Genomic DNA, 25,097 nt, shown 5'->3' with positions numbered 1-25,097 from the left:
AGCTGCTGCACGAACGATACCAAGCTCAAGACACTAGGGAATTCCGGTAGCTCTCCAAAATTTCTTTCATTAAATAGCTAAGAGGTTGATATTCATGGATAGCTCTATCGTTGAAATCCAGGGCCAATGGAGCGTGTTATGCTTGTCCCGTCTCCCTTCCCCTTTATTTCTGCAGCGGCATGATGGCCAGCACTCGGGTGCTTGGGTTGGCCCTATGAATGTTCATACAGAAAAATTACCCCGGGATTCACATTCTCAAGCCATAAGACAATCATGATAGGATGACCGACAGACTATTTCCCGGAAAATATAGAAGATACCGCTCCCCGATCCGCATTCGGGACGTCCGGCACGGGTCCATATGATCAATCACTTAACAGAATCAACCAATTACACGATATAATAAATAAAAGCTTTAATTAGCTGAAACTTTTCTCCTGGCAAGAACGTCATAGTTAGGGAGGAAAATAATAACAGACGAACAACATACTAATCAGGAGGTTGAGCATGTGAAAAAAGTATGGACTGCCCTGTTGGCCGTGCTTCTCGTCGTGCCTTTGCTGTTTCAGTCGCAGGCACAAGCGGCCGTCAACATCACCGTGCTGATTGATGGGACGAAGGTAGCATCCAATCAAGCACCGATCATGATTCAGGGGCGTGTAATGCTGCCGATGCGGGCGATCTTCGAGTCCCTGGGCGCATCCGTGAAATGGAATCAAAAAACGCAAACGGTAACCGCAAGCAGAAACGGCACCACGATTGTGCTGAGAATCAACGCCAATACGGCCACGATCAATGGTCAAACGGTTAGCCTTGACGTACCGGCCAAAAACTTAAAAGGTACAACAATGGTTCCTGTCCGCTTCGCAAGCGAAGCGCTCGGCGAAAAGATCGGCTGGAACTCCAGAACCAAAACCGTAACGATTACAACATCACCACCAGCTCCTCCGCAAACGAACTACATTGCGGCACCGACGAATGTGACGATACAGGATATCGGCAATGCAGGTGACGGGCGAGATATTCAAGTCAGCTTCACCAAGTCATCCACGGAATCCCAGGTTTCTCACTACCGCATTCTGATCGTCAAGCAATCCAAGTCGATCAATCTGGCGGCAGCGCGCCAAGTACCGATGGGCGGATTCACCGCCGTGTATCCTAACGGATCGAATGTGACTCAAGTGTTATCTTCCGGTGCACGGGATACCGATGGTGAACTGATCCGCGATAACGAGGCTTATCGAGCCTATGTTCTCGCATTCGGCAACAGCGGAAACGCGGCTTTATCCACGCCTTCGCAAGCACTGACGCTGACGAACAGCAATGCGGTTCAGCCGGCGACGAATGTACGCGTAAGCGATGTTAGCGACTATAACGATGGGCGCGACCTGTCGGTCAGCTTTACCCGTGCCCAGAATGAGAGCAATATTCTCAACTACCGCATCATGGTTGTAAAAACGAAGGATATCGGCAGCTTTAACCTCGCTGCAGCCAAGAATGTATCCGGCCAGAACTACACCAGCGTCAACAAAACAAGCAGCACTAGCACGACGCTGACGGCAAACTTGAGCTCAAGCGCACGGGATACATCCGGGGAGCTTATCCGCAACGGCATCCCATATACGGTGTTTGTCATGTCTGTCAGCACCAATGAGAACGCCGTATCCAACCAGCTGTCCGCAGCTTCATCCTCCATTACGCTGGCATCGGGCGCCACGACTGCACCGATCATAACGCAGGTGGCTGATATTAGCGATTATGGGGACGGACGCGATCTGCGGGTAACCTTCAACAAGGTGTCCAATGAATCGAATATTAGCGCATACCGCATTTTTGTGGTCAAAGAATCCGATCATCCGTATTTCAGTCTGAGCAGAGCCAATTCGATTACCAACAGCAGCAACTACACGCAAGTGGGCAAGACGAATTCCGGCTCGAACATCACAACCAATTTGTCTTCCAATGCAAGGGATGTGGACGGCGCCTTACTGAGAAACGGTGTGAATTATCGAGTATTCGTTATGGCAGTCAGCAACAGCGGCAGTGGAAGCAATGTGCTGTCCCCTGTCTCTAATCCGATCGTCCTTGTTTACAATACGGGCAGTGTCGGGGCTGTCTCCGGGCTGTATGTCAACGATGTAGGCAACAGTAACGACGGCCGGGACCTTCAGGTGTCCTTCACCCGTCCATCGGATGAATCGAACATCAGCCATTACCGGGTATTTGTTGTTAAAGCGTCTGATAACAGCACCTTTGATCTGTACAGAGCCAGCAACATCAACAGCAATTATACGAATATTAACAAAACCGGCGGCAACACCATCACGAGCACATTGTTGGCGAGCAGCCGCGATATTGACGGCGCACTGATTCAGAACGGGGTCAGCTATCGCGTGTATGTCATGTCGGTTGCTTATTCCGGCAATCATGCATTGTCCTATCCTTCGAGCACGATTACACTGACCAGCAGCCAGACGATTTCACCTGTCTCTACACCTGTGGTCAGCGATACGAGCGACAATGGAAACGGCACGGATATGAGGGTGTCGTTCAATCCGACAACGAATGAAATGTACATCAGTCACTACAGAGTTTATGTTGTGAAGTCCAACAAGAGCCTCACGCTCTCCCAGGCGATTAACAACAATAACTACAAGTATGTCGACAAACGCGGCGGCCCGATTACGATCAACCTGGACGCTGCAAGCAATGACACCGACGGCGAGCGCATCCGCAACGAGGTCGGCTATCGTGTCTATGTGATGTCCGTGGCCAACAGCAACACGACCGGGGGCAATGCACTGTCCGCTTCGTCTAATGTTATTACTCTCAAGGGGAACACCCAGGTCGCTGCCGTGACGAATGTTCAGGCTAGCGATGTTGACAATCGGGGCGATGCCAGCGATCTGTCTGTCTCCTTCACGAGAGCGGCCAACGACAGCAACATCCAGGAATATCGGATCATGGTCGTGAAGCAGGCGAAGGCTGCCGGCTTCAACCTGAGTCAGGCCAACGCCGTTCAGGCTGGCCGTTACGATACCGCTTCGGCTGGAAACAATTTCAGCAATGTGCTGCGGCCTACCCATGTCGATGTAGACGGGGAAGCCATCCGGAATCTGGTCGATTATCAAGTGTTTGTACTGTCGGTCAGCAAGGACGGAAATGCCAATAATAACGCCTTGTCCCAGCCATCCGGCGTCGTCCGCCTGACGGGAACGACGGTCGGGGTTCCTACGGACGTATATGCCGGCATCGAAGGAACGAGTGGCAACGCCAGCGATATTCGGGTTCGCTTCACTCCAGCTCCGAATCCGGGCACCGTACAGGAATACCGCATCATGGTTGTACCTGAGACGAAGCCTTTCGGATTAGCAGAAGCGACCGCCGTTGCCAGCGGAAACTATATCAAGCTTGATCCGCCTGCCGGAGAATATTCCGCTACCCTTGACGCAAACGCGAAGGATGTGGATGGCAATGTTATCACGGCTGGTCAATCGTATCGGGTGTTCGTTCTCGTAATAGCTGACGGTAAAGTATCAACCAACCATGAAATATCAAAGTCTTCGAGCGTGTTCACTGTACCGGATCCAGTGCAAGTAACCAACGTGAAAGCCGAGCTGACCCAAGATCCGAACCCGCTGAAGATCAGCTTTACCAAAGCAATCGATGAGCGTAATATTGAAGCTTATCACATCTTGTTGGTGGCCAAGGAGGATCTGAAGGATTTCGATCTGAAGAAAGCCGTCAAGGCTAGCAACGACCTTAAAAGTAAGCAACTGAAAATTGAGGCGAATGACAAGGACAAAAAGGATGTAGCCGTTCAGCTCAAATTCGCTACCAAGGATGACACAAGCTCTGACGCAATCAAACAGGATGCATTAGGCAAAGATATTGAGAAAGGCACCGAATACGCCGTATTCGTGCTGTCAGTTGTCAAGGATAACAATACGAAATTGTCGTCCACGGCAGTAGCGGCCAATCCGTTATCCAAGCCTTCCAAATCGCTTGTTATCGTTCCATAAAATGAGGAACAACACCGAGCGAGCTGGACTCATGCATGAAACAAATGAATAGGAAGCTTACCAAGCTGCCCTTCCTGCGGATGATTCCGACAGGGAGGGCGGTTTGCTTTATGCGCGAGGAACAACTGACCGAAAAACGGCCAAGTGATGTCAAGAGAACTTTATGCCAGTCAGGGGCATCTCGGGCATCTCGGGCATCTCGGTATCTCATGCATCTCATGCATCTCATGCATCCCGGCTATCTCAGGCATCTCTGGCACCCCAGGCATCTCAGGAATCTCAGGAATCTCAGGCATCTCCCTCATCTCTAATTTTCCCATGATTTTTCTTCAAATTATTGCAGTACTCCCAGCTGGATTTTTATGTTAACTTTATATGGAAAGCGCTTTCAACAAGCTTATCGCTAATATCCGGATTTAGCCTGAAGCTAATGTGCAATCAGCTTGGAGCTAATCTCGCAGTGCGCCTAGAGCTCAAGGGTAACCAGCCTGGAGCTAGCATGCTATTCGCTTGAAGCAAACATCGCAGCAAGTGAGGTGATGCGATTCATCCCGATTGCAACAGCTCTTGGTGACTTCCATGCCGCCAGACACGAAACTTCAAGTAAAGGAGAATGACCATGACAAAACGACTGCTTCCTGTTCTGCTCACCTTAGCAATGGTGTCGAGCCTTCTCTTCTCACTCGCTCCTTCCCAAGCTTCAGCAGCAGATGCAAGCCCGGAGGCTGCAAGCACCAGCACGCTTCAGTCCATCGTTGACGATATGCAGCCTGGCTGGAACCTTGGCAATACGCTGGATGCTGTAGGTGCTGATGAAACCGCATGGGGGAACCCTCGAGTCACCCGCGAGCTGATTCAGCACATTGCTGCCCAGGGATATAAGAGCATCAGAATTCCGGTGACCTGGGATTATCACATCGGGGACGCGCCGAACTATACCGTGAATCCGGCTTACATGGACCGGGTTCAGGAGGTGGTGGACTGGGCGCTTGAGGAAGATCTCTATGTCATGCTGAACGTCCATCATGACTCTTGGCTGTGGATCAGCCATATGGAGAACAACCGTGCTCACGTGGTTGCCCGCTTCAATGCGCTCTGGACACAAATCGCCGATCGCTTTAAAGATCATCCGCATCAGCTGATGTTCGAAAGCGTGAATGAGCCGAGATTCACCGATGGCGGAACGACAGATGAGCATAAGCAATTTCAAATGCTTGATGAACTCAACGTCTCCTTCCATCGCATAGTGCGCAGCTCGGGAAGCCTGAACGCGGACCGGCCGCTGGTGTTGTCTACGCTCGAAGCGTCGCCTACGCAGGAACGTATGGACGAATTGTACAAAACGATGTCCAAACTCAGTGACGACCATCTGATTGCAACTGTACATTTCTACGGCTTCTGGCCGTTCAGTGTCAACATTGCCGGGTACACCCGTTTCGAAGAGGATACGAAGAACGATATTGATGAAACGTTCCGCAATGTCCATCAGACGTTCACCGCGCGGGGGATCCCTGTCATTCTTGGAGAATACGGACTGCTCGGCTTTGACAGAAACACCGGTGTCATTCAGCAGGGTGAGAAATTGAAATTCTTCGAGTATCTGACGCATGTGGTTCAGGAGAAACAGATTGTGCACATGCTGTGGGATAACGGGCAGCATTTCAACCGTTCTTCTCTGACGTGGAACGACCCCGACTTCTTCCATATAATGAAGGCCGGCTGGAGCGGGCGGTCATCCACCGCGGAAACGGACCTGATCTTTGTCGGGCAAGGAAGCACCCTCCAGGATGTTTCCATGACGCTCAATCTGAATGGAAATCACTTTACTGCGCTCACGCTGGGTGAACAAACGCTGAATGCCGGCTCGGATTATACGATATTCCGTGATCGGCTGACGATCAAAGCCAGTCTGCTCTCAAGGCTTGTTACCCCTGGGCAGTATGGCGTCAACGCCGAGCTGACCGCCAAGTTCAGCCAAGGTGCAGACTGGAAGTTCCATGTGATCGTAAATGATCAGCCGCAGCTTCAACCGGCAACCGGGACAACCGAATCCTTCCTTATCCCGGTTTCCTTCCGCGGCGATCAGTTGGCGACGATGGAGGCTGTATATCCGGATGGCAGCAATGCCGGGCCGCAGAACTGGACTTCGTTCAAAGAGTTCGGTTATACCTTCTCCCCTTCCTACGATGATGGAACCATCGAGCTCCATTCGAACTTCTTCAATGAAGTACGGGACGGGGACGTACATCTGAAATTCCATTTCTGGAGCGGTGAAATGCTGGAATACAGCATAACCAAGAACGGAAACCGCGTAACCGGAAGTCAGAGATAAGAATTATATCCATCATAAATAGCCCTGCAAGGGATCTAATGATCCTTGCAGGGCTATCTGTGCTGCTCGGTCCGAGCCAGCTCTCATTGAACGGGTTGTCTCATGCGAGAGCACCGCGCTGATCCATATCAACGGCATGGACTTGAGCGCACAGCTAAGCTTATACCGGCGCCTCGGCCATTTTTCGATAGTGCTGAATGACCCGGGACACCTCATCCATGCTGACGGGCTTGCTGATATATTCATCCATCCCGAGCGCCAAATACTTCTCTCGATCATTCTTGATGGCATGGGCTGTCACCGCGACCACAAAGGGAGGCTTGTCCCCTGCTGCCAGCTCCCTGATCTTCTTGGTGGATTCCAGACCATCCAGGTATGGCATTTGAATATCCATGAAAATGATATCGTACGGATAGCGTTTGTATGCCTCAATCGCTTCCTGTCCATTGTCCACCACGGTGGAGTTGTAGCCGAGCTTCTCAATCATCTTTTTCAATACGAGCTGGTTCACTTCATTGTCTTCGGCGATGAGAATTTTCAGCGCATTCCCCGAGTCAGGCACACCCTCCAACGTTTCTGCTCCCGGCTTTTCGGCAACCTCTTCCTCCACCTTGAAGTTTACGGTAAACATAAATGCCGATCCTGGATGATCCGGGGATGGCTCGTACCATATTTCGCCGCCCATCAGATGCACCAGCTTCTTGCAGATGGCCAGCCCGAGCCCGGTGCCTTCCACATGACGGGTCATGTAATGATCCACTTGGTAAAACGGCTCAAACAGCTGTGGAATCTTATGCTCCGGCACGCCAATCCCTGTATCACGCACCGAAAATTGCAGCGTCACCGTATTCTGTTCCTGCGCCAGCAGCTTCACTGTTGTGGTGATTGCACCGTTCGGCGTAAACTTGATCGCATTGCCAAGCAGATTGATCAGCACCTGCCTCAGCTTCGTAACGTCCCCTTCAACGACTTCAGGCACGCAAGGCGATACGGACGTGGTCACTTCAAGATTCTTCTCAAGCGCCTTGGGCAAAATCAGATTGATCGTTTCGGATATTGTGGTACGCACGCCGAAAATTTCCTCGACCAGCTCGGTTTTGCCCGATTCAATCTTCGAAAAGTCCAAAATATCATTAATGATATTAAGCAGGGTGGTCCCGCTTTTCTTGATGATCTCAATATATTCTCGCTGCTCGGGGGACAAATCCGTCTCCAGAATCAGATCCGTCATGCCGATGACCCCGTTCATCGGTGTACGAATCTCGTGACTCATCATAGCCAAAAACTCACTCTTGGCCTTGTTGGTCTTCTCCGCAGCTTCCTTCTCGATAATAAGCCGTTTCTGCTCTGTCATATCTTTGGCAATGATGTAGTAGCCTACCGTATTGCCGTGGATAATGATCGGAGCCAGGGTGGACAGCACCTCGACCATTTTGCCGCTTTTGTGCCTGATCTCGGTAATATCCTTCTCGATCAGGGTGTAGTCCTTCGCCGGATTCAGGACGCTCGCCAAATTCTGCTCCCCGATCAGCTTCGAGATTCTTTTTCCGATCAGCTCCGGAATTGTATAGCCGGTCATCTGCTCTGTCATCTGGTTGCCGTTGATAATCCGGCCGTCCAGTCCGAACGAGATGATGGCATCATGGTTATATTTTTTCAAGGAGGTATACCGTTCAATACTTTCCTGCAGCTTCTGTTCCGCGACCCTGCTGTCGGTAGTATCCACCACTTGCGAGATGAAAAACAGCGGCTCCCCGCTCTCCTCATCCCGGACCAGGGAGACATGAACCGCCGCCCAGATACTGTTGCCATTCTTATGAAGGTATTGCCGCTCCGACTCGAATTTGTCTGTCCCTTGACTCATCATCTTAACCAGTTCATCCAAGTTGTCGACCTTGTCGGACAATACAAAATCCGTTGCCGGAAGGGCCATAAGTTCGGCCTGGGTGTAACCTAAAATTTTGCATGCAGCGGGATTGACATCAATCCAGTTGCCGTCAATCGAAACCAAAGCGATGCCAATGGGCGCATTTTTATATACATGTTCAAACAATCCCTGGTTGCCAAATACACTGATATTGCTCATGCTACTGCTTACACCTCCTGCTATCGCCTATTATACCTTAACTTATTTTATGATGAGGGATGAAAAGCGGCGTACCCCCATCCAACATTTGTGAATTCAAACCAACCGATAAATTTAGCACATCTTATGTATTTTAAACCGGTTCAGCGGTTTGGAAACAGGTTTGTCTGATTCTTTTTTCCTAAATACGCACATTTATAGCTCCAGCTTATAACCGGTCAGATGCGCATTGCCGGACAGTATGCCCCGGGCCCTCGCCCGTATGCGATCGTCAGCCGGTACAGCCCCGGTTCTGTGCAGCAGCACCCACCGGAGACATGCCAGCGCTTCCCAGCCTTCAAGATGCTCCGCTGGCAGGGGAAACGCCGATAAATACGCCGCCCGAAATGAAGTGGCCAGACGCTCGGAAATGTAGATTCTTGTCAGCAGGAGAGACCAGGCATAATCATACCCCGCCTCGCCCAGCCGCGCGTTTGTCCAATCGATCACGGTAAACTTGCCATCTTGCTCGAGAATGTTGCGGATATGGAAATCGCCATGAATGATATGTCCGTGACCCACCGGAGTTGTCATGAGTACAGTTCTCAGTGCCCGATCCAGGTCCGGATGCTCATGAATCGCAGGGAAGAAATAATTCACATCATCGTTTGCAGGTAACCGCAGCTTAAGGTCAGGTGCGGCTTGCATATGATGCAGGCTTGAGAGCATATGCGCGAGCCGGGTCATGGTCGCTGTATTGACTTTAGTCAGCTCAGTACCGTCATAGGTGGTCAGCAAAGCGGAAGCTCCGTTCGGATCACGCCCCCAGCGCAGCGGCCGGGATACCGGCAGCCCTTGCTCATGCAGCATAAGCAGCAACTGGTACTGGAGTCCGACATCAGGTCTTGAATGGCGATTCCACAGCTTGAGCACAGCGCTCTGCTGCCGGGAGCTTAGCTTATAGACCTCCGCCTCCATCCCATGCGTCATAGCCTCTACTGTCATGTCCTCCTGTCGAAAATCCCGCATTCGATCATCCTGTTCAATCCACGCAATCGCGTCAAACCAATTCTCCAACTGAAGTCATCCTCCTTCTATAAGATCGTTACGGGGTTATCGTGAACTTACGTCAGAGCCAAAACATGATACACTTGATTCATATAAGAATACGCCGGGGAGCGGACAGCAACATAGCAGGAGGTGCACCGGACCGATGAATAAGTAAGAAGCAGACGCCATGAACAATGAACTATCATGAGGGAGTTGAAAGAAAGATGACCGTTCAACATATCATACAGCAAGTCACCAAAGAGCTGGCAGACATCCCCGGCATCGTTGGCATCGTTCTCGGAGGTTCCAGGGCGAGAGGCACATCGCATGAGCATTCCGATATCGATATCGGCATCTATTATGATGAATCGGCAGGATTTGATCTGCAGCAAATGAACAGCGCGGCTACCCGGCTTGATGACCAGCACAGAGAGAAGCTGGTTGCCGCGCCTGGCGAGTGGGGAGCCTGGGTGAATGGCGGCGCCTGGCTCATCGTCCAAGGCTATCACGTCGATCTCTTGTTCCGGGATATTCACAGAGTGAAGAAGGTTATGGAGGACTGCCGATCCGGCAACGTATCGAGCCATTATCACACCGGGCATCCCCATGCTTATCTGAACGTGATGTATATGGGCGAGGTCGCTGCCTGCCGCATATTAAGCGACCCCGACGGGGAAATCGCCAGGCTGAAGGCGCAGACCCTTCCGTATCCGAAGCCGCTGAAGGATGCGATCACCGGCTTTTTCATGTTCGAGGCTTCGTTCTCTCATCGCTTTGCCCAGAAGAATATGGATAAGGATGACCTGTCCTACGTGGCAGGCCACTGCTTCCGCAGCATCTCCTGTCTGAATCAGGTGCTGTTTGCCCTCAATGAAGAATACTGCATCAATGAGAAGAAGGCCGTGCGCATGATCGACGGATTCGCCAACCGACCTGCGGACTACAAGCGCAGGGTGGACCATCTCTTCAGCCTGCTATCGACGAACCCCGAGAACACCGGGCAGGCGATTAAGCTGCTGGAGGATCTGGTGGCCGAAACGGGAGCGCTGCTCGGCGAAGTCCAGAATTAGCGCGAGCATATAGGCGAGCATGGAGTTCGAGCGAGCATGAAGTTCGAACGTGCGTTGGAGCCTGGCATTTGCCAAATTAGCCAGATGCTCCAGGTTTGCTGCTCCAGCTGCGCTGGAGCAGCATGAGGGGACCTGCGGGTCCCCTTTTTTCCACCCACGTTACTTCCCAGCCGTTAAGCTTACAATCTGGTCCAGGGAATCCGGAATCCCGCCGCTGGAGTAATACCGGACAGCCTTGCCCTGTTGCTTGGCATACTCGATCTCTCGTCTGGTGCTGTCGCCGATATATCCCCCGACATCGATCACGTAGATTTCATCAGACCGATCTATTTTTCGAAAATGGAGCTGTCCCAGCAGTTCCGCCTGCTCACAGGTAATCTCGAAGCCTTCGCTCTGCTCGAAAAACGCCAGTCCGAACACAAGATGGCCTTGCAGCGTCAGAAACGCGTTCGCCAGGTCGAATTGCGGTTTGAACTTCGTGGAGCCGCATAAGGTGATCACCTTCATCGTAACCCTTCCTTCTATCTTAATCTCGTTACGTTCCATTTCGCTATGAGAAGCATTATAATGGAACTCCAGAAGCAATTCTATTGTTTTTTTGGGCATGGAAGCAGCCCCCAGTACACGGGTGGAAGGGAGATCGATATGCTGAATCATTATCACGTCATTCTGTTTGACCTCGACGGCACGTTGACTGACCCCAAGGCAGGGATTACGAGATGTGTTCAATATGCGCTGGAGAACATGGGGATCATCGAGCCCGATCTGGACCAGCTTGAAGGCTTTATCGGCCCGCCGCTGCAGGAGTCCTTCTCCACGATGTATGCTTTTGACGCCGACCAGACCAGCCAGGCTGTAGCCTATTATCGCGAACGATTCCAGGCGACCGGCATGTATGAGAATGAACTTTACCCTCTGATTCCCGAGCTGCTGGCAGAGCTTAAGGAACGCGGCAAGGTGCTGGCCGTGGCGACCTCGAAGCCTACGGTATTCTCCGAAAAAATATTGCAGCATTTCCACCTCGACGCCTATTTCGACGTTGTGGTCGGCAGCAATCTGGACGGCACCCGATCGGCCAAAGCCGAAGTTATCCAAACGATATTAGATCAATATCCGGAGTATGACAGACAGCATTTCGTGATGATTGGCGACCGAAAGCACGACTTGATCGGGGCGAACCGGACCGGCATCGATGCGATTGGCGTCACCTATGGCTATGGATCAATCGAGGAACTGAGGAGCGAGAATCCGGCCCACATCGTACATAGTGTCGAGCAATTAATGCACCTGCTGGCCGAGGCCGCCCCCAAGGGGCTGGAGACTCAACGTGGACAGTAGGTACCGGTTCCTGGAGGAATATTCGATCAACCACTGGCCGTCCTTATCCACGCTTATGTTCGACGGATGGGTGCTTCGTTTCGCGGACGGTTATACCAGACGGGCCAACTCTATCAGTCCTCTATATCCCGCTGGCCGGGGAGCCGGCGCGGAGACAAGCATGGACGTAATCGAGAAAATTCGCCATTGCGAGCGCATATATGCGGAGAACCGGCTGCCGACTATTTTTAAAATCACACCCGGGGTGCATCCGGCTCATCTGGATCGCGTCTTGGAGGAGCGGGGTTACTCGTTAGCGGATACATGCTGTGTCCTAACGTTGCATTGGGAGCAGCTGCCAGAGCCTGAACCTGCTGCTGTCACCATCGATGAGGGTGATGGATCGGAATGGATGGCGCATTTCTGCGCTATCAGCGGCGTAACAGACCGGGATACACAGATCCTGACCCGAATGCTGGCGAATATGAAAGCGAGAAAAGGATTCATTTCACTGTCCCACGAGGGACAGGTCGTCGCCTGCGGTCTCGGTGTACTGGAAGGCGATTACATCGGTCTATACAATATTGTGACGGCACCAAGCTATCGAAACCAAGGGTTCGGCAAGCAGCTAATCCTGAATCTGTTAAGATGGGGGCAGGAGCACGGGGCCAGACACAGCTACTTGCAAGTCGTATGCAGCAATGCTCCGGCGCTCAGGCTGTATGGCAAGCTCGGGTACACCGAGACTTACCGGTATTGGTACAGAGTGAAGGAAAACTTGAATATAGGATAAAAAAAGAGGATGTTCCCAAGCCGCCCATGCGGCCTGGGAACATCCTCTTCTTATGTTATCGTATGCATGCTCACGCACATAGCTGCTGCGAATCGATGAAATCCGGATTGCCGCTAACCGTATTGCTCGCGCTATTTCCGCTTCAGCTTGCTGCTCCTTGACATCAGGAACAGCAGATACGGCGCCCCGATCAGCGCGGTCACGATGCCCGAAGGCAGCTCCTTCGGAATGATGACGACGCGGCCGATCCAGTCGGCCGCAGCCAGCAGTATGCCGCCGAGCAGTGCGGCAATGAGCATCGACCGCCGGTGGTTCGGGCCGACCAGCATTCTGGCCGCATGCGGCGCCAGAAGTCCGATGAAGCCCACCGAGCCGACATTGGCGGCAGCGATCGAGGCGAGCAGCACGGCGATGATGGCGACATACAGGCGCGCATTGCGCACATGCAGGCCGAGGCCGGTAGAGCTCTCCTCGCTAAAGGCAAGCAGGTCCACCCTGCGGCCAAGCCATAGGGCAATCGGCAGCAGAATGAGAAGGGTGGGCACGATCCGCTGCACCTCGGTCCAGGTCCGATTGTAGGTGCTGCCCGCCATCCAGGATAGCGCTGGCGCGACGTCCACCTTCGCATGAATAATCATCAGGTTGATGATGGCGGAACCGAGCGCGGCTACAGCGATGCCGACCAGGGTCAGGATGGTCGGATGCAGCCCCCTTCTCCAGGAGACTGCGTACACCAGGGCCGAGGCGGCGATGCCTCCAAGCACCGCGCCCACCGGCACCCAGGCTGCCGACAGCTGCGGGAAGCCGACCATCAGCAGCAGCGCGCCCGCCCCAGCCCCGCTGGTCACGCCTACGACCTGCGGATCGCCGAGCGGGTTGCGGACGGCCTGCTGCAGCAAGCTTCCGCTAATGGCAATCGCCATGCCGGACAGCCCTGCCGTCAGCAATCTTGGCAATCGGAAGTCCAGCAAGATCTGGCGGTGCATCGCTTCCCCGCCACCGGTCAGAACCGCAACCACTTCCGATAGCGGAATGCGCAGGCTGCCGCTCATCAGGCTGAGGATCCAGATGATCACCAGCAGGGTGCCGAACAGCGCTACCAACACCGGATAAGGCACACGCCGTAAACTTCCGCCCATCATCATGGAGCCTCCAGAGCTTCTCGGGCTTCCGATCATCGAGCGGGATACGCGCAGCGCCAGCCAGATCAGGCAGGGTGCCCCGAGCATGGCCGTAATGGCTCCAACCGGCAGCTCGCCATAAGCGTTCACGAACATGCGTGCCACCGTATCCGCTCCCACGAGCAGCGCGGAACCCCATAGCGCGGCCAGCGGGATCAGTCCGCCGTGACGGATGACACCTGACAGACGGACGAGATGGGGAGCAATCAGGCCGATGAACCCAATCGGCCCGACAACACTCACCGTCACGCATGCCAGCACGATCGCTGCGCCCATCGCCAGCAAGCGGGCGGTGCCCACCTTTTGCCCAAGCGAGCGGGCGGACTCCTCATTCAGCAGCAGAATGTCCCATTGGCGAACTGCCACATACAGCACGAGCAGGCCGCCGACAATCCATGGCCAGGAGAAAGCGACACCATCCCAGTCATTCTGGATCAAGGAGCCGGAGCCCCACAGAAAAATGCCCTGCGTTGTCTGCTGATTCAGCAGCACGAGCGCACTTGTCACAGAGGAAAGCACCAGCGTCACAATCATGCCGGACAGGGCAATCCGCAGCGGCGAACCGGAGGACCTCCCCGCCAGCGCATACACAGCGACCGCTGCGAGCGTCCCACCGGCAACCGCCAAAGGCAGCGCGTATTGATGCAGCAGTCCCGGCCAGAAGATCAGGCCGACCACTACCGCGAGATAAGCGCCCGCATTGACGCCAAGCGTTGTCTCCGATGCCAGCGGGTTGCGCGTGACGGTCTGCATCAGCACACCCGATACCGCCAGTGCCGCTCCTGCCAGCAGCCCCATGACCGTTCGCGGAAGGCGAACGCTGCGGATCATATGGTGGTCCGCGATGTCCTGCGGGGATACCAGCGCTTGAACTACCGTCTTGACGGAGATATCAGCCAGCCCTTGGGTCAGACTGACAAACGTAAGTACGATCAGGGATAGAAGGCCCAGAACCAGCACCCATAACGGCTTCCAGCCCCTCCAACCTGTAGAGGCGGGCGGGGCCGGATGGATGCTCGGCGGCTGAGCGCCTTGAGCCGGATGCTGAGCGGAACTCATTGCGCGAGCAGGTCAGCTGTCTTCTGCGCCATAAGCTGGGCGGACAGCGGGCCGCCGTATGGCCACATGTCCCCGCCAAGCGCGTAGACGCGGTCTTCTTTTACAAAATTCAGACCTTTCCACACCGGATTGTCTTTCAGCTGATTGTCGATAATGTTGTCGGTCTCCTGGATAATATGCAGGAAATTCGCATCCTGAAGTGCCGGCAATGCCTCCACATCCGTCGTTGTGAAGCCGTATATTTCGAATTGATTCGCTTTATACGCGTTGGTCAGGCCGATATGCTCCAGCGTTTTGATGGCGAGCGCATTGTCCGTGGAGATCCGGAATGTCACCGCATTCTGGTTGCTGTATCCCATCGCAAGCACGATCGGACGCTCGGTCATACCGGCCGCCTCCAGCTTGGCCTTGGCATCCGCGTACGTCTCTTCCAGGCTGCTCAGCACTTGCTCAGCCTCCTCCTGCTTGCCAATCGCATCGGCAATGGTCTTGAAGGTATTGATCATTTCGTCATATTGATCGCCTTCCCCTTCGCCCGGATAGGGGTCAAATATCAGAGTTGGCGCGATGCTCTTGAGGGCATCATAGTTCGCTTCCGCCGTCGACTTCACGCCGATGATCAGATCCGGCTTCAAGGAAGCGATGATCTCCAGGTTCGGCTCCTGACGCAGACCGATGTCGGTTACCTCCGGCCCGATCTCAACCGGGATGTTCACCCATTTGTTCATGCCTTCAATATCGGCGATGCCGACAGGCTGTACCCCAAGCGCCAGCACATCCTCGGCGTACACCCACTCCAGCGCGACGATACGCTCCGGCACGCCGGTGATTTCCGTCTCTCCAAGCGCATGCTCAAACTTGCGGGTCTGCGGGCTGTTATTCGCATTGTCCCCGCCTTGACCCGTCTCTCCCGCATTCGAAGCAGACTCATTCGCTCCGGAATTGGCTGCAGGACTCGTTCCCCCGGCTCCTCCGCCGCAGCCGGCCAGAACCACTGCAAATATGAATAAAATCAATACTAAACTCTTGGCATTACGCACTGTGTTTCTCCCCCTCGATTCTTCCTATGTATTGTGATCCATGAATGATGTCATCATTGCAATCATTGACGTCAATAAAAATGATAATCATTCTCAATTGTATTGTCAATAGAATTATAGCGAGCGGTGAAAATTTTGCCTGCCCTTGCTTCGGAACCGTGATATAAAAAGGCTGCCGCTAGCGCAACAGCCGTTCGTGCTCGCTTTCGAGCATGCGAACATGAAGCTGGTTGTCTTTCTTTACCTTCACCTCATATTGCAGCTTCAAATGTTCAATGGAATGACATTTTCCCCCGGTGACCAAGGATAACGCACAAAAAAGCAGCCAGCCGACATAGTTCAGCCCTGCGTCCTCATGAGGACGGATAATACGGATTCGCTTCATATACTCGCCTCCTCTAATTTATTCGTTACGTATCTCTTGATCCGAAATCGAAAGAGCCGTTAAGAGCCGTTACGACTCTATAATTATGTTCCGCCATCCTGCTCCAGAAGCCTGTCTCTTTCCTCAACGTTGGGATAGAGGGCATGAAATACAGGCACTCCCGCTCCTTCTTCATCATCATGCTGCCAAAGAATGGTCAACCACTCTTCAAAGCTTGGCAGGGTTGTAACGATCGACTTCGAACGCTGGCTTATAAAACCGAGCCTGTACTCGTCATTCGGAGTCCCCTCTTCATATATGAACACCCAATGGTCATTGGATAACGCAACCGCATCGAACATCGTGAAGGACACAAGCCGACTGGCCTCCACCTTCTCTCTTAATCCGGCGACAGCTACCTGCTCGGGGAGGTCTGGCAGGATAACCTTCGTCATACAGATCTCCCCGCAAGGGGACTCGCTGCTGCACCCTCCTACCGGCTCGCTGTCCAGCAGAAACATCCCGTTAGAAAGCTCGCTCAGAAACATGCGGAACGATTGCGGCAGCGGCACGCCCAATCTTCCTTCCAGCTCTGTAATCTCTCGACTGTTATTCCGTGCACACCGGTCCACGTCAGGATAACGGGCATTGAATTGGCGGATAAAATCTTTAACATTCATAGCGTCGATCCCCCTATAAGGCAGTCTTCCTGATCCGTCTCGACTCCTTAATCCCACTCCCTATGATCATACTATATATCTGAGAATATTGTTATATATTGACATTTGAATTCGCTTTCATATAAAATGAACAAGAACACATCACTATACTTACATACAAGCTAAGGGCTATGCATTCCTTACCTTACCCCTGGTATGGAACAACCCCGGTATCTCTATTAGAGACGCCGGGGTTTTTTATGTAGCCGAGATGAAGGAGGTGATCCCCAAAGCGACGGACAGGCCTGTTATCCCCAAGCATTGTATACGATGAGGAGGTATAGTATGAAAAGATTTATGAAACTAACAGCCGTATGGACACTCTGGTTATCCCTCACGCTGGGCCTTTTGAGCCCGGTCCACGCAGCCCCGGATACCTCGGTATCCAACAAGCAGAATTTCAGCACGGATGTCATATATCAGATCTTCACCGACCGGTTCTCGGACGGCAATCCGGCCAACAATCCGACCGGCGCGGCATTTGACGGATCATGTACGAATCTTCGCTTATACTGCGGCGGCGACTGGCAAGGCATCATCAACAAAATCAACGACGGTTATTTGACCGGCATGGGCATTACGGCCATCTGGATTTCACAGCCTGTCGAGAATATCTACAGCGTGATCAACTACTCCGGCGTCCATAATACGGCTTATCACGGCTACTGGGCGCGGGACTTCAAGAAGACCAATCCGGCCTACGGGACGATGCAGGACTTCAAAAACCTGATCGACACCGCGCATGCGCATAACATAAAAGTCATCATCGACTTTGCACCGAACCATACATCTCCGGCTTCTTCGGATGATCCTTCTTTTGCAGAGAACGGCCGCTTGTACGATAACGGCAACCTGCTCGGCGGATACACCAACGATACCCAAAATCTGTTCCACCATTATGGCGGCACGGATTTCTCCACCATTGAGAACGGCATTTATAAAAACCTGTACGATCTGGCTGACCTGAATCATAACAACAGCAGCGTCGATGTGTATCTGAAGGATGCCATCAAAATGTGGCTCGACCTCGGGGTTGACGGCATTCGCGTGGACGCGGTCAAGCATATGCCATTCGGCTGGCAGAAGAGCTTTATGTCCACCATTAACAACTACAAGCCGGTCTTCACCTTCGGCGAATGGTTCCTTGGCGTCAATGAGATTAGTCCGGAATACCATCAATTCGCTAACGAGTCCGGGATGAGCCTGCTCGATTTCCGCTTTGCCCAGAAGGCCCGGCAAGTGTTCAGGGACAACACCGACAATATGTACGGCCTGAAAGCGATGCTGGAGGGCTCTGAAGTAGACTATGCCCAGGTGAATGACCAGGTGACCTTCATCGACAATCATGACATGGAGCGTTTCCACACCAGCAATGGCGACAGACGGAAGCTGGAGCAGGCGCTGGCCTTTACCCTGACTTCACGCGGTGTGCCTGCCATCTATTACGGCAGCGAGCAGTATATGTCTGGCGGGAATGATCCGGACAACCGTGCTCGGATTCCTTCCTTCTCCACGACGACGACCGCATATCAAGTCATCCAAAAGCTCGCTCCGCTCCGCAAATCCAACCCGGCCATCGCTTACGGTTCCACACAGGAGCGCTGGATCAACAACGATGTGATCATCTATGAACGCAAATTCGGCAATAACGTGGCCGTTGTTGCCATTAACCGCAATATGAACACACCGGCTTCGATTACCGGCCTTGTCACTTCCCTCCCGCAGGGCAGCTATAACGATGTGCTCGGCGGAATTCTGAACGGCAATACGCTAACCGTGGGTGCTGGCGGTGCAGCTTCCAACTTTACTTTGGCTCCTGGCGGCACTGCTGTATGGCAGTACACAACCGATGCCACAGCTCCGATCATCGGCAATGTCGGCCCGATGATGGCCAAGCCAGGGGTCACGATTACGATTGACGGCCGCGGCTTCGGCTCCGGCAAGGGAACGGTTTACTTCGGTACAACGGCAGTCACTGGCGCGGACATCGTAGCTTGGGAAGATACACAAATCCAGGTGAAAATCCCTGCGGTCCCTGGCGGCATCTATGATATCAGAGTTGCCAACGCAGCCGGAGCAGCCAGCAACATCTACGACAATTTCGAGGTGCTGACCGGAGACCAGGTCACCGTTCGGTTCGTAATCAACAATGCCACAACGGCGCTGGGACAGAATGTGTTCCTCACGGGCAATGTCAGCGAGCTGGGCAACTGGGATCCGAACAACGCGATCGGCCCGATGTATAATCAGGTCGTCTACCAATACCCGACTTGGTATTATGATGTCAGCGTTCCGGCAGGCCAAACGATTGAATTTAAATTCCTGAAAAAGCAAGGCTCCACCGTCACATGGGAAGGCGGCGCGAATCGCACCTTCACCACCCCAACCAGCGGCACGGCAACGATGAATGTGAACTGGCAGCCTTAATAGGCACTTGCAAGGTAAGCAAGCGGCTCCGGGTAGAGGCTCGGGGCCGCTTGTTACGTTATGTGGGGGAAAGGTGCTATAGGGTCTTGCCTCCACACGCACGATTCTTAAGGTGTATTCACTGACCATAAAAGTACCCCAAGGATTTATCGATAAAACAAATGGAAACTCCTGCATTTCATCCCTTATAATTGATTAGAAAGGCCCGTTTTTAAGTGTGTATATATTTTATCGTGACGGCAATGGTTCTTTAGATGACTACACATTAGACATCAATGAAGAAGGAGAACTTATAGTTGATCATACGAAATATAAAATCCAAGATAATGGAAGCTATGTTTTTGAGAAATTGTACTCAGCGTTAACCAAGATAAGTGAAGAATGATCTTAGAAATACCATGAGGTGAACCCTGTGAAGAAGACGGTATGGCTTGTTATTATGGCGTTATGGCTGACAGTAGGATGCAGCAGCTCTAATAGAGAGGCGGCTATAGATTACTTTCTCTCGGATTCCAGTGAAACCTATGTGATTCACTTATTTTACGAAGAGCGAACCCCGCTCGATATGGAGCTGCTTGACTATATGAACTCAAGCGATGAATTGTTGACCGTGATTAAAGGCATCCAGGTGTATGATGTGACGAGAGTGGATAACGAAAAAAGAGCCAAAAAAATAAAGGTCAAGAAATTCCCGACCATGTTAGTGACGAATGATAAAGGGATTGTTGTAGACACGCAGGATATTGAGGAGGTTAAGGCGTTTTTTGATCAGATCGTCCGCGCCAAGTAAAGATCACGGCCCCCCATCGGCTGCCAGGCAGCGGACAGGCGCACAAGCACATAGGGGGCGTTGCGATAATGATCCGTGATGTAGTAGACAGCGGGATTGAGCTGCATGAAGAAGTCCCGAATCACCATAACAACATGCAGCATCCATCCCTCCATGCAACGGGGATTCGTTCATATCGGATAACAATCGAACACAGATACCGTTACATCAATCCTTGCCCTGTTGCCCGAATTTTAATTTTTCTTTTCATAAAAATAGCCACTTCTCCATCGAATACATCATCGTTCGTGTAATAGGATAGATCAATTCCTTCTATTTCAAATCCACATTTTCTATAGAACCTTATCGCATTCACATTGGTATTCTGCGTTTCCAGGTTGATAGCTCGGATTCCGTTTCCCTCTGCAAGACGTACTAATTCTTCCATCAACTGTCGACCCACAGACATTCTTCTATAGTCTTCTGCAACTTGAAAATGCCAAATCAATACGGTATTATTCCACTTTACCTCCTCAGCTATGACTACACCAACTAATGAAGTGCCTATATAGGCTCCTAATGAATATCCCTGGGGAGCAATCCTGCTATAAAGCTCCCAATCATCTTCACTGGCTGTGTATGCTTTATGATACGGTTCTTCAAGTTCAACCAGCTGAATGTCGATCATGGTTCTTTCTTCGCTATCAATTTTAGTTACCTTGTACTGTAGATGTGTTGCGTATCTACAATCCCCAAGCTCATGCTGCTCTTCAGATGTGAACTTATGAATTGGCTTCATGCATATGGCTTCGATTGGAATCACCCTTATCTAAATATTCGACGCTGCGGATGCATCCTAACGTTTAATAAACACAATCTTCACACCAACGACCTGATCCTGGGCATTAACCGCCTTATACACGCCGTACGCCCCGTCACCTATGCCGCTGCGCGAGACGGCCCCTCCATCCAGCACGCCGGCCTCTTCCCCGCTCTCGGTCATATCACAACAAGCGTAATACCAATCAGAGTCTGTATCGGAGCTGCCCGGTGCTGCTCCTGCATCCGGAATCCGGTACTTGCGAATATCAAAAATCCCCGCCTGCCCGCTATCCACCCCAACGACAAACGGACATTTGATCCATTCCAGATATTCGCCCTGTTCGGCAACAGATGGATGATATGCCGTCAGCTTAGCGTTAGCCTCGCCCCAGTCCGGGAGTTCGATCTTCTCCACCTCTGCGGACCACATGCCGTTCAGCACAGGCTCCACCGTACCTATGATCACGTTGCTTGTCGTCTCCAAATCATAGCAAGGATCGGCCACTACCAGTTGACCGGAATTCACTTCGAAATTACCCAGTTGAATGATCAACGAGGATACCTCCATTCACAATGTTGTTGTACATCTATTCTAGCATGCATCGAAGGCAGCGGATCAGCTTATTGAATACGCAAGGAAAATAGCCATGCTACTTATGTACCAGATTTCTGTTGTAAGGCATTGACCACGGGTGTATTCGTACAGTAAATTACTTATATACGTCATTTCCTGAATATGGAACACGTCTTGGAGGGTGAGTGTGATGGTGCCTACCGACTTCACGATCAGCACAGCGCTTTTACGATATATGGAGGAGAATCATGTGAGCATCTCTGCCTTTGCCGCAAAATCCGGAGTGAACTCGGGAACCCTCAGCCGATTCCTTCATGCACAGCTGCAGCTGTCTGTAGCAAGCCTGGACGCGATTACGCGTGCGATGGGCCTTGAGGAAGGGCACTTCTATGCGGCGTATGTAAAAGAATCCACGGCCAACTGGAGAAGGCTCGGTCCTTATATCATCCGCTGTGCTGAAATAGGCAAGCTCGATTGTATCGAGCAGGCGGCAGGTATGCTGACAGAGCATCTGAGTTACTCCGATCAGCTATTTGATTGTGCAGAGGAACTGTATCATCAAGGATATGCCGAAGCAGCCCTCATCCTCTACACAAAAGTTGCCGAAAGTGAAAAATATCAGCATTCGGAACGATTGAGCTGGTGCCAGTATCGAATATTCACGTCTTCCTTAAATGCCGATCAGGAGCATAACCTGAACTGTGCTATTCAATTTGAGCCCTATGTCCGGCGGCTTCCGGAGGCTCTGCAATTGGACGGTCTGAAGGACCTGGCGAATATTCTGCTGTCTTTACGTAAGTGGGACAAGGCACGAGGGTATGCTCAGGAAATGGGACGCATCGCTAGAATGCGGTATAACGCCAAGCATCATGCTTCCAAGACGAAGAGAAGCGTGATCGAGCCAGCGAAGCCGTTATTCGGTTATATTTTATACTCGGACCTGATTCTAGGTTCTATTGCCGCCGAGCATGCCGATTATGAGCTGGCCCTGGAGTACGTATCCCGCTACGAGGAGCACAGCTGGGTTGTAGAAAGTGATGAAGCTGCCGAAGACACCAAGCAGCAGTTTAAGGTGTGGGCGACGGCCAACCGCTATCTGTATCAGTTGATGATGGGAAAAGTAGAGGTGCTCGATGCCTACATGGCGTACATCTCTTCCCATGAGAACGAAATTCTTCGTGCTCTATTCAACATTGTCCAGGCTGCCAATAGGTATCAGTTTGAGATTGAGAGATATCTTGAGCCGAATGAACATCTTATCGCAGCGTTTCTTCAGGACAAAAGCGCCACCGGAACCTATACCGGCCAGATGATCGATGACGGCTTTGCCATTTTCCTGGCGGATGTCGGGGAGTATTATTTGCGACAGCAGAACACCTCGAAAGGCATCGGGTATTTATTAGACGCATTAGAGGTCTCCTATCAAATCCGCAATCCTGTCAACGTTATGAGATGTAAGACGATCCTGGAGCATCTTCGGTCCAAGTTAAGTCATGCCGATCTGGAGCGATATGAAGCGATACGACAAAGCCGCAGAAGCAGCGGGATGCTTGTGATTTAATCCATTTCTACATTTTCAGATGACAATGGGATTGCAACTTGAAGTTGAATTGTTTATTATGGATAACATAGATCTATAATAAAGACCCCCACCGAGAAGGAGGGTGAAAAGTCGCAGCCGTTCTTGAAAAGTACGGATTAATGATGATGTCAGCAAGTGCAACCTTTTCGCGTCTTAATCATGGACATTGAAGATCTACAATTACAACAAATAAACAATTGGAGGCGACAACATGAATGAATTTTTTAATGCAGCTATATGGGAAAAAGCGTGGAAAGACGACGCCAACACCGTGATAAGCAAAATGAGAAAGGCCGGCATTGATCCTTCCAGATCTTTCGATCAGAAGGCCGAGGCATTCAACGAGCAATCGTTTAACGAAGAGGGACGGAAGCGGTCCAGGAGAATCATGAATTGGCTGGAAGGACAGGGCGTACGGTTCGAGCATGCCTCAGTGTTGGATATCGGCGCCGCCTCGGGCGTGTTCACCGTGCCGTTTGCGGAGCGTGGAGCTGCGGTAACGGCCATTGAGACCTCCCCTCCGCTGATCGAATTGCTGGACCACAACATCGCGCATCTGACCGAACATCAAGTCAAGATTGTACCCGAGAGGTTCGAGGATATCGACGTCGCGGCCAGAGGCTGGAATCAGGCATTCGATCTCGTCTTTGTCTCCATGTGTCCGGTTGTCCATGATTGGGATAGCGTGGACAAGATCCTCCAATGCGCCCGACAGTTCTGTTATATCAGCATGCCGGTAAATACGCACGAGCATAGCCTGGTGAATGAGATCTGGCCGCTCGTCACCGATCAGCCCCTCCATTCGAAACCTACGGAAATGGCATACTTGCTGCATCTGCTGTATTTGAAAGGTTACGCTTACGAATCGCTGATTACACGGGAAACGAAATCAAAGGAACTCTCCGCAGAAGAGGCGCTGGAAGAAGCGATAACTTGGCTTCGTCATCATCGACTGCCTGTGGATGAGCGGAAGCGAAAGATCATTGCCGACTATCTGGAGCAAGCCTATCCGTCTGGCAAGGTTGTTATCCAGGAAGGCGGACGATTCGGCAAAGTACTGATTCGATTGCAGGATCAGAACATGTATACCCGAGAGAACTGAGTGCTTATCGCGAAATTACTGAAGGACCGTTAAGCCCGAATCCCTTATTATCCGTGTGGATACTGCACAGGTTGTTAAACGCCTGACGGGTATCCACACGTTCTCTTCATGACTCGCCATGAGCTTTAGCCTATCGTAACTGTCCTCTATGAAAAGTCCTTTTTATATTGTATGGCCATGTAAACTCCACCAGCTAAAAAGCCCAGCGAATATTTGAACAAGAAAAAGATGTTCCACATATACTCTTTGGGAAAAATCATGTCACATAGAATAATGGCCCACAGCATACAGTAACTGCTTTTCAAAAAGATTTTATTTGTCCGTTCGTCGTCTTGCCCAATCATCTTATGAAATACATAGACAAAAATCATACTACCAATAAGCAGTAATCCACCCACACCAATGAGAATATTCCAATTTCCCGGAGATTGTTCAGCCCAGGACTTTAAAGGTGAAAAAATTGCGTCGTGGATATCTGAGAAAAACTTACTTATCATTTTGATCATTTCCTTTCACGTAACTAAAAATATCGTTTACATCAACATTAAAAAACTCCGCAATTCGAAAAGCTAACAGCAGCGTCGGAACATAATTTCCTTTTTCCATGACGAAGATGGTTTGTTTGGAAACTCCGACCTTCTCAGCTAATTCTTGCTGAGACATTCTGGCAAGTACACGATATTCATAAACCTTGTTAGATATCGAATCACCAAAATCTTTCTTCATGACCATCACCTCTTGAAACAAATTATAAACTTACTTTTTATAAAAGTAAAGTATACTTATACAAAAGCGTTAAATAACTTTAC

At 51.5% G+C, this 25,097-nt stretch carries 21 protein-coding genes; 9 read left to right on the top strand and 12 right to left on the bottom strand.

Annotated features, from left to right (window positions below; all coding sequences use genetic code 11):
• Positions 1-509: 509 nt before the first annotated feature.
• The gene (locus CHH67_RS20810) at positions 510-4,022 is read left to right on the top strand and encodes a copper amine oxidase N-terminal domain-containing protein (RefSeq protein ID WP_095267298.1); all 3,513 of its coding nucleotides are present in this window, start codon (positions 510-512) and stop codon (positions 4,020-4,022) included.
• A gap of 619 nt (positions 4,023-4,641) precedes the next feature.
• Complete coding sequence (locus CHH67_RS20805) at positions 4,642-6,354, top strand: cellulase family glycosylhydrolase (protein WP_095267297.1); 1,713 nt, start codon at positions 4,642-4,644, stop codon at positions 6,352-6,354.
• A 160-nt stretch (positions 6,355-6,514) separates the two neighbouring features.
• Here the strand turns inward: CHH67_RS20805 and CHH67_RS20800 are convergent, their stop codons facing one another.
• Positions 6,515-8,440 carry a PAS domain-containing hybrid sensor histidine kinase/response regulator gene (locus CHH67_RS20800; protein WP_095267296.1) on the bottom strand — a complete coding sequence of 642 codons (1,926 nt, stop codon included), beginning with the start codon at positions 8,438-8,440 and terminating at the stop codon, positions 6,515-6,517.
• A 195-nt stretch (positions 8,441-8,635) separates the two neighbouring features.
• Entirely contained in the window at positions 8,636-9,496 is an 861-nt protein-coding gene (locus tag CHH67_RS20795) for a phosphotransferase (RefSeq protein WP_095267295.1), read from the bottom strand.
• Between the two features lie 197 nt (positions 9,497-9,693).
• Between CHH67_RS20795 and CHH67_RS20790 the strand changes: the two genes are divergently transcribed.
• Positions 9,694-10,539, top strand: coding sequence for a nucleotidyltransferase domain-containing protein (locus CHH67_RS20790; RefSeq protein WP_095267294.1), 846 nt, complete (start codon positions 9,694-9,696; stop codon positions 10,537-10,539).
• A 159-nt stretch (positions 10,540-10,698) separates the two neighbouring features.
• On the opposite strand, the gene CHH67_RS20785 is transcribed toward CHH67_RS20790, so the two are convergent.
• Positions 10,699-11,046: a hypothetical protein gene (locus tag CHH67_RS20785; RefSeq protein ID WP_095267304.1), complete on the bottom strand. Its 348-nt coding sequence runs from the start codon at positions 11,044-11,046 to the stop codon at positions 10,699-10,701.
• 141 nt (positions 11,047-11,187) lie between these two features.
• Here CHH67_RS20785 and CHH67_RS20780 point away from each other — a divergent pair, with 141 nt between their 5' ends.
• Both CHH67_RS20780 and CHH67_RS20775 read left to right on the top strand, forming a co-directional pair.
• Entirely contained in the window at positions 11,188-11,877 is a 690-nt protein-coding gene (locus tag CHH67_RS20780; RefSeq protein ID WP_095267303.1) for an HAD family hydrolase, read from the top strand.
• A complete protein-coding gene (locus CHH67_RS20775) occupies positions 11,867-12,649 on the top strand; it encodes a GNAT family N-acetyltransferase (protein ID WP_244908281.1) in 783 nt (260 codons plus the stop codon). The genes CHH67_RS20780 and CHH67_RS20775 overlap by 11 nt, the downstream gene beginning before the upstream one ends.
• A 131-nt stretch (positions 12,650-12,780) precedes the next feature.
• On the opposite strand, the gene fhuB is transcribed toward CHH67_RS20775, so the two are convergent.
• From fhuB to CHH67_RS20755, 4 genes are all read right to left on the bottom strand, one after another.
• Positions 12,781-14,889 carry a Fe(3+)-hydroxamate ABC transporter permease FhuB gene (gene fhuB, locus CHH67_RS20770; RefSeq protein ID WP_095267293.1) on the bottom strand — a complete coding sequence of 703 codons (2,109 nt, stop codon included), beginning with the start codon at positions 14,887-14,889 and terminating at the stop codon, positions 12,781-12,783.
• Positions 14,886-15,929, bottom strand: coding sequence for an ABC transporter substrate-binding protein (locus CHH67_RS20765; RefSeq protein ID WP_179292184.1), 1,044 nt, complete (start codon positions 15,927-15,929; stop codon positions 14,886-14,888). Before CHH67_RS20765 ends, fhuB begins: the two co-directional genes overlap by 4 nt.
• Positions 15,930-16,107: 178 nt before the next feature.
• Positions 16,108-16,314, bottom strand: a complete 207-nt coding sequence (locus tag CHH67_RS20760; protein ID WP_095267291.1) for a hypothetical protein — start codon at positions 16,312-16,314, stop codon at positions 16,108-16,110.
• An 83-nt stretch (positions 16,315-16,397) separates the two neighbouring features.
• Positions 16,398-16,973, bottom strand: coding sequence for an SMI1/KNR4 family protein (locus tag CHH67_RS20755; protein WP_095267290.1), 576 nt, complete (start codon positions 16,971-16,973; stop codon positions 16,398-16,400).
• 324 nt (positions 16,974-17,297) lie between these two features.
• Here CHH67_RS20755 and CHH67_RS20750 point away from each other — a divergent pair, with 324 nt between their 5' ends.
• Together CHH67_RS20750 and CHH67_RS20745 are read left to right on the top strand one after the other, a co-directional pair.
• Positions 17,298-19,439, top strand: a complete 2,142-nt coding sequence (locus tag CHH67_RS20750; RefSeq protein WP_095267289.1) for an alpha-amylase family glycosyl hydrolase — start codon at positions 17,298-17,300, stop codon at positions 19,437-19,439.
• 412 nt (positions 19,440-19,851) lie between these two features.
• Complete coding sequence (locus CHH67_RS20745) at positions 19,852-20,229, top strand: hypothetical protein (RefSeq protein WP_095267288.1); 378 nt, start codon at positions 19,852-19,854, stop codon at positions 20,227-20,229.
• Here CHH67_RS20745 and CHH67_RS26300 read toward each other — a convergent pair.
• The 3 genes from CHH67_RS26300 to CHH67_RS20735 are packed head-to-tail and all read right to left on the bottom strand — an operon-like array spanning position 20,208 to position 21,583.
• On the bottom strand, positions 20,208-20,384 hold the full coding sequence (locus CHH67_RS26300) for a hypothetical protein (protein WP_218832056.1): 177 nt from the start codon (positions 20,382-20,384) through the stop codon (positions 20,208-20,210). The two genes, CHH67_RS20745 and CHH67_RS26300, sit on opposite strands and share 22 nt — an antisense overlap.
• Positions 20,385-20,431: 47 nt before the next feature.
• Complete coding sequence (locus CHH67_RS20740) at positions 20,432-21,007, bottom strand: GNAT family N-acetyltransferase (protein ID WP_155618673.1); 576 nt, start codon at positions 21,005-21,007, stop codon at positions 20,432-20,434.
• Positions 21,008-21,064: 57 nt separating this feature from the next.
• Positions 21,065-21,583, bottom strand: coding sequence for a DUF4241 domain-containing protein (locus tag CHH67_RS20735; protein ID WP_095267286.1), 519 nt, complete (start codon positions 21,581-21,583; stop codon positions 21,065-21,067).
• 211 nt (positions 21,584-21,794) lie between these two features.
• On the opposite strand from CHH67_RS20735, the gene CHH67_RS20730 reads away from it, so the two are divergent.
• Complete coding sequence (locus CHH67_RS20730; protein ID WP_095267285.1) at positions 21,795-23,165, top strand: helix-turn-helix domain-containing protein; 1,371 nt, start codon at positions 21,795-21,797, stop codon at positions 23,163-23,165.
• Between the two features lie 232 nt (positions 23,166-23,397).
• A complete protein-coding gene (locus CHH67_RS20725; RefSeq protein ID WP_095267284.1) occupies positions 23,398-24,288 on the top strand; it encodes a class I SAM-dependent methyltransferase in 891 nt (296 codons plus the stop codon).
• Positions 24,289-24,434: 146 nt separating this feature from the next.
• Here the strand turns inward: CHH67_RS20725 and CHH67_RS20720 are convergent, their stop codons facing one another.
• Both CHH67_RS20720 and CHH67_RS20715 read right to left on the bottom strand, forming a co-directional pair.
• The gene (locus CHH67_RS20720; protein ID WP_095267283.1) at positions 24,435-24,785 is read right to left on the bottom strand and encodes a DUF2178 domain-containing protein; all 351 of its coding nucleotides are present in this window, start codon (positions 24,783-24,785) and stop codon (positions 24,435-24,437) included.
• Positions 24,775-25,014, bottom strand: a complete 240-nt coding sequence (locus tag CHH67_RS20715) for a helix-turn-helix transcriptional regulator (RefSeq protein ID WP_095267282.1) — start codon at positions 25,012-25,014, stop codon at positions 24,775-24,777. Before CHH67_RS20715 ends, CHH67_RS20720 begins: the two co-directional genes overlap by 11 nt.
• Positions 25,015-25,097: the final 83 nt, after the last annotated feature.

Source organism: Paenibacillus campinasensis, assembly GCF_002272015.1.
In the GTDB taxonomy this organism is placed as follows: domain Bacteria; phylum Bacillota; class Bacilli; order Paenibacillales; family Paenibacillaceae; genus Paenibacillus_AQ; species Paenibacillus_AQ campinasensis.
This window is presented reverse-complemented; position numbering and strand designations above follow the sequence as displayed.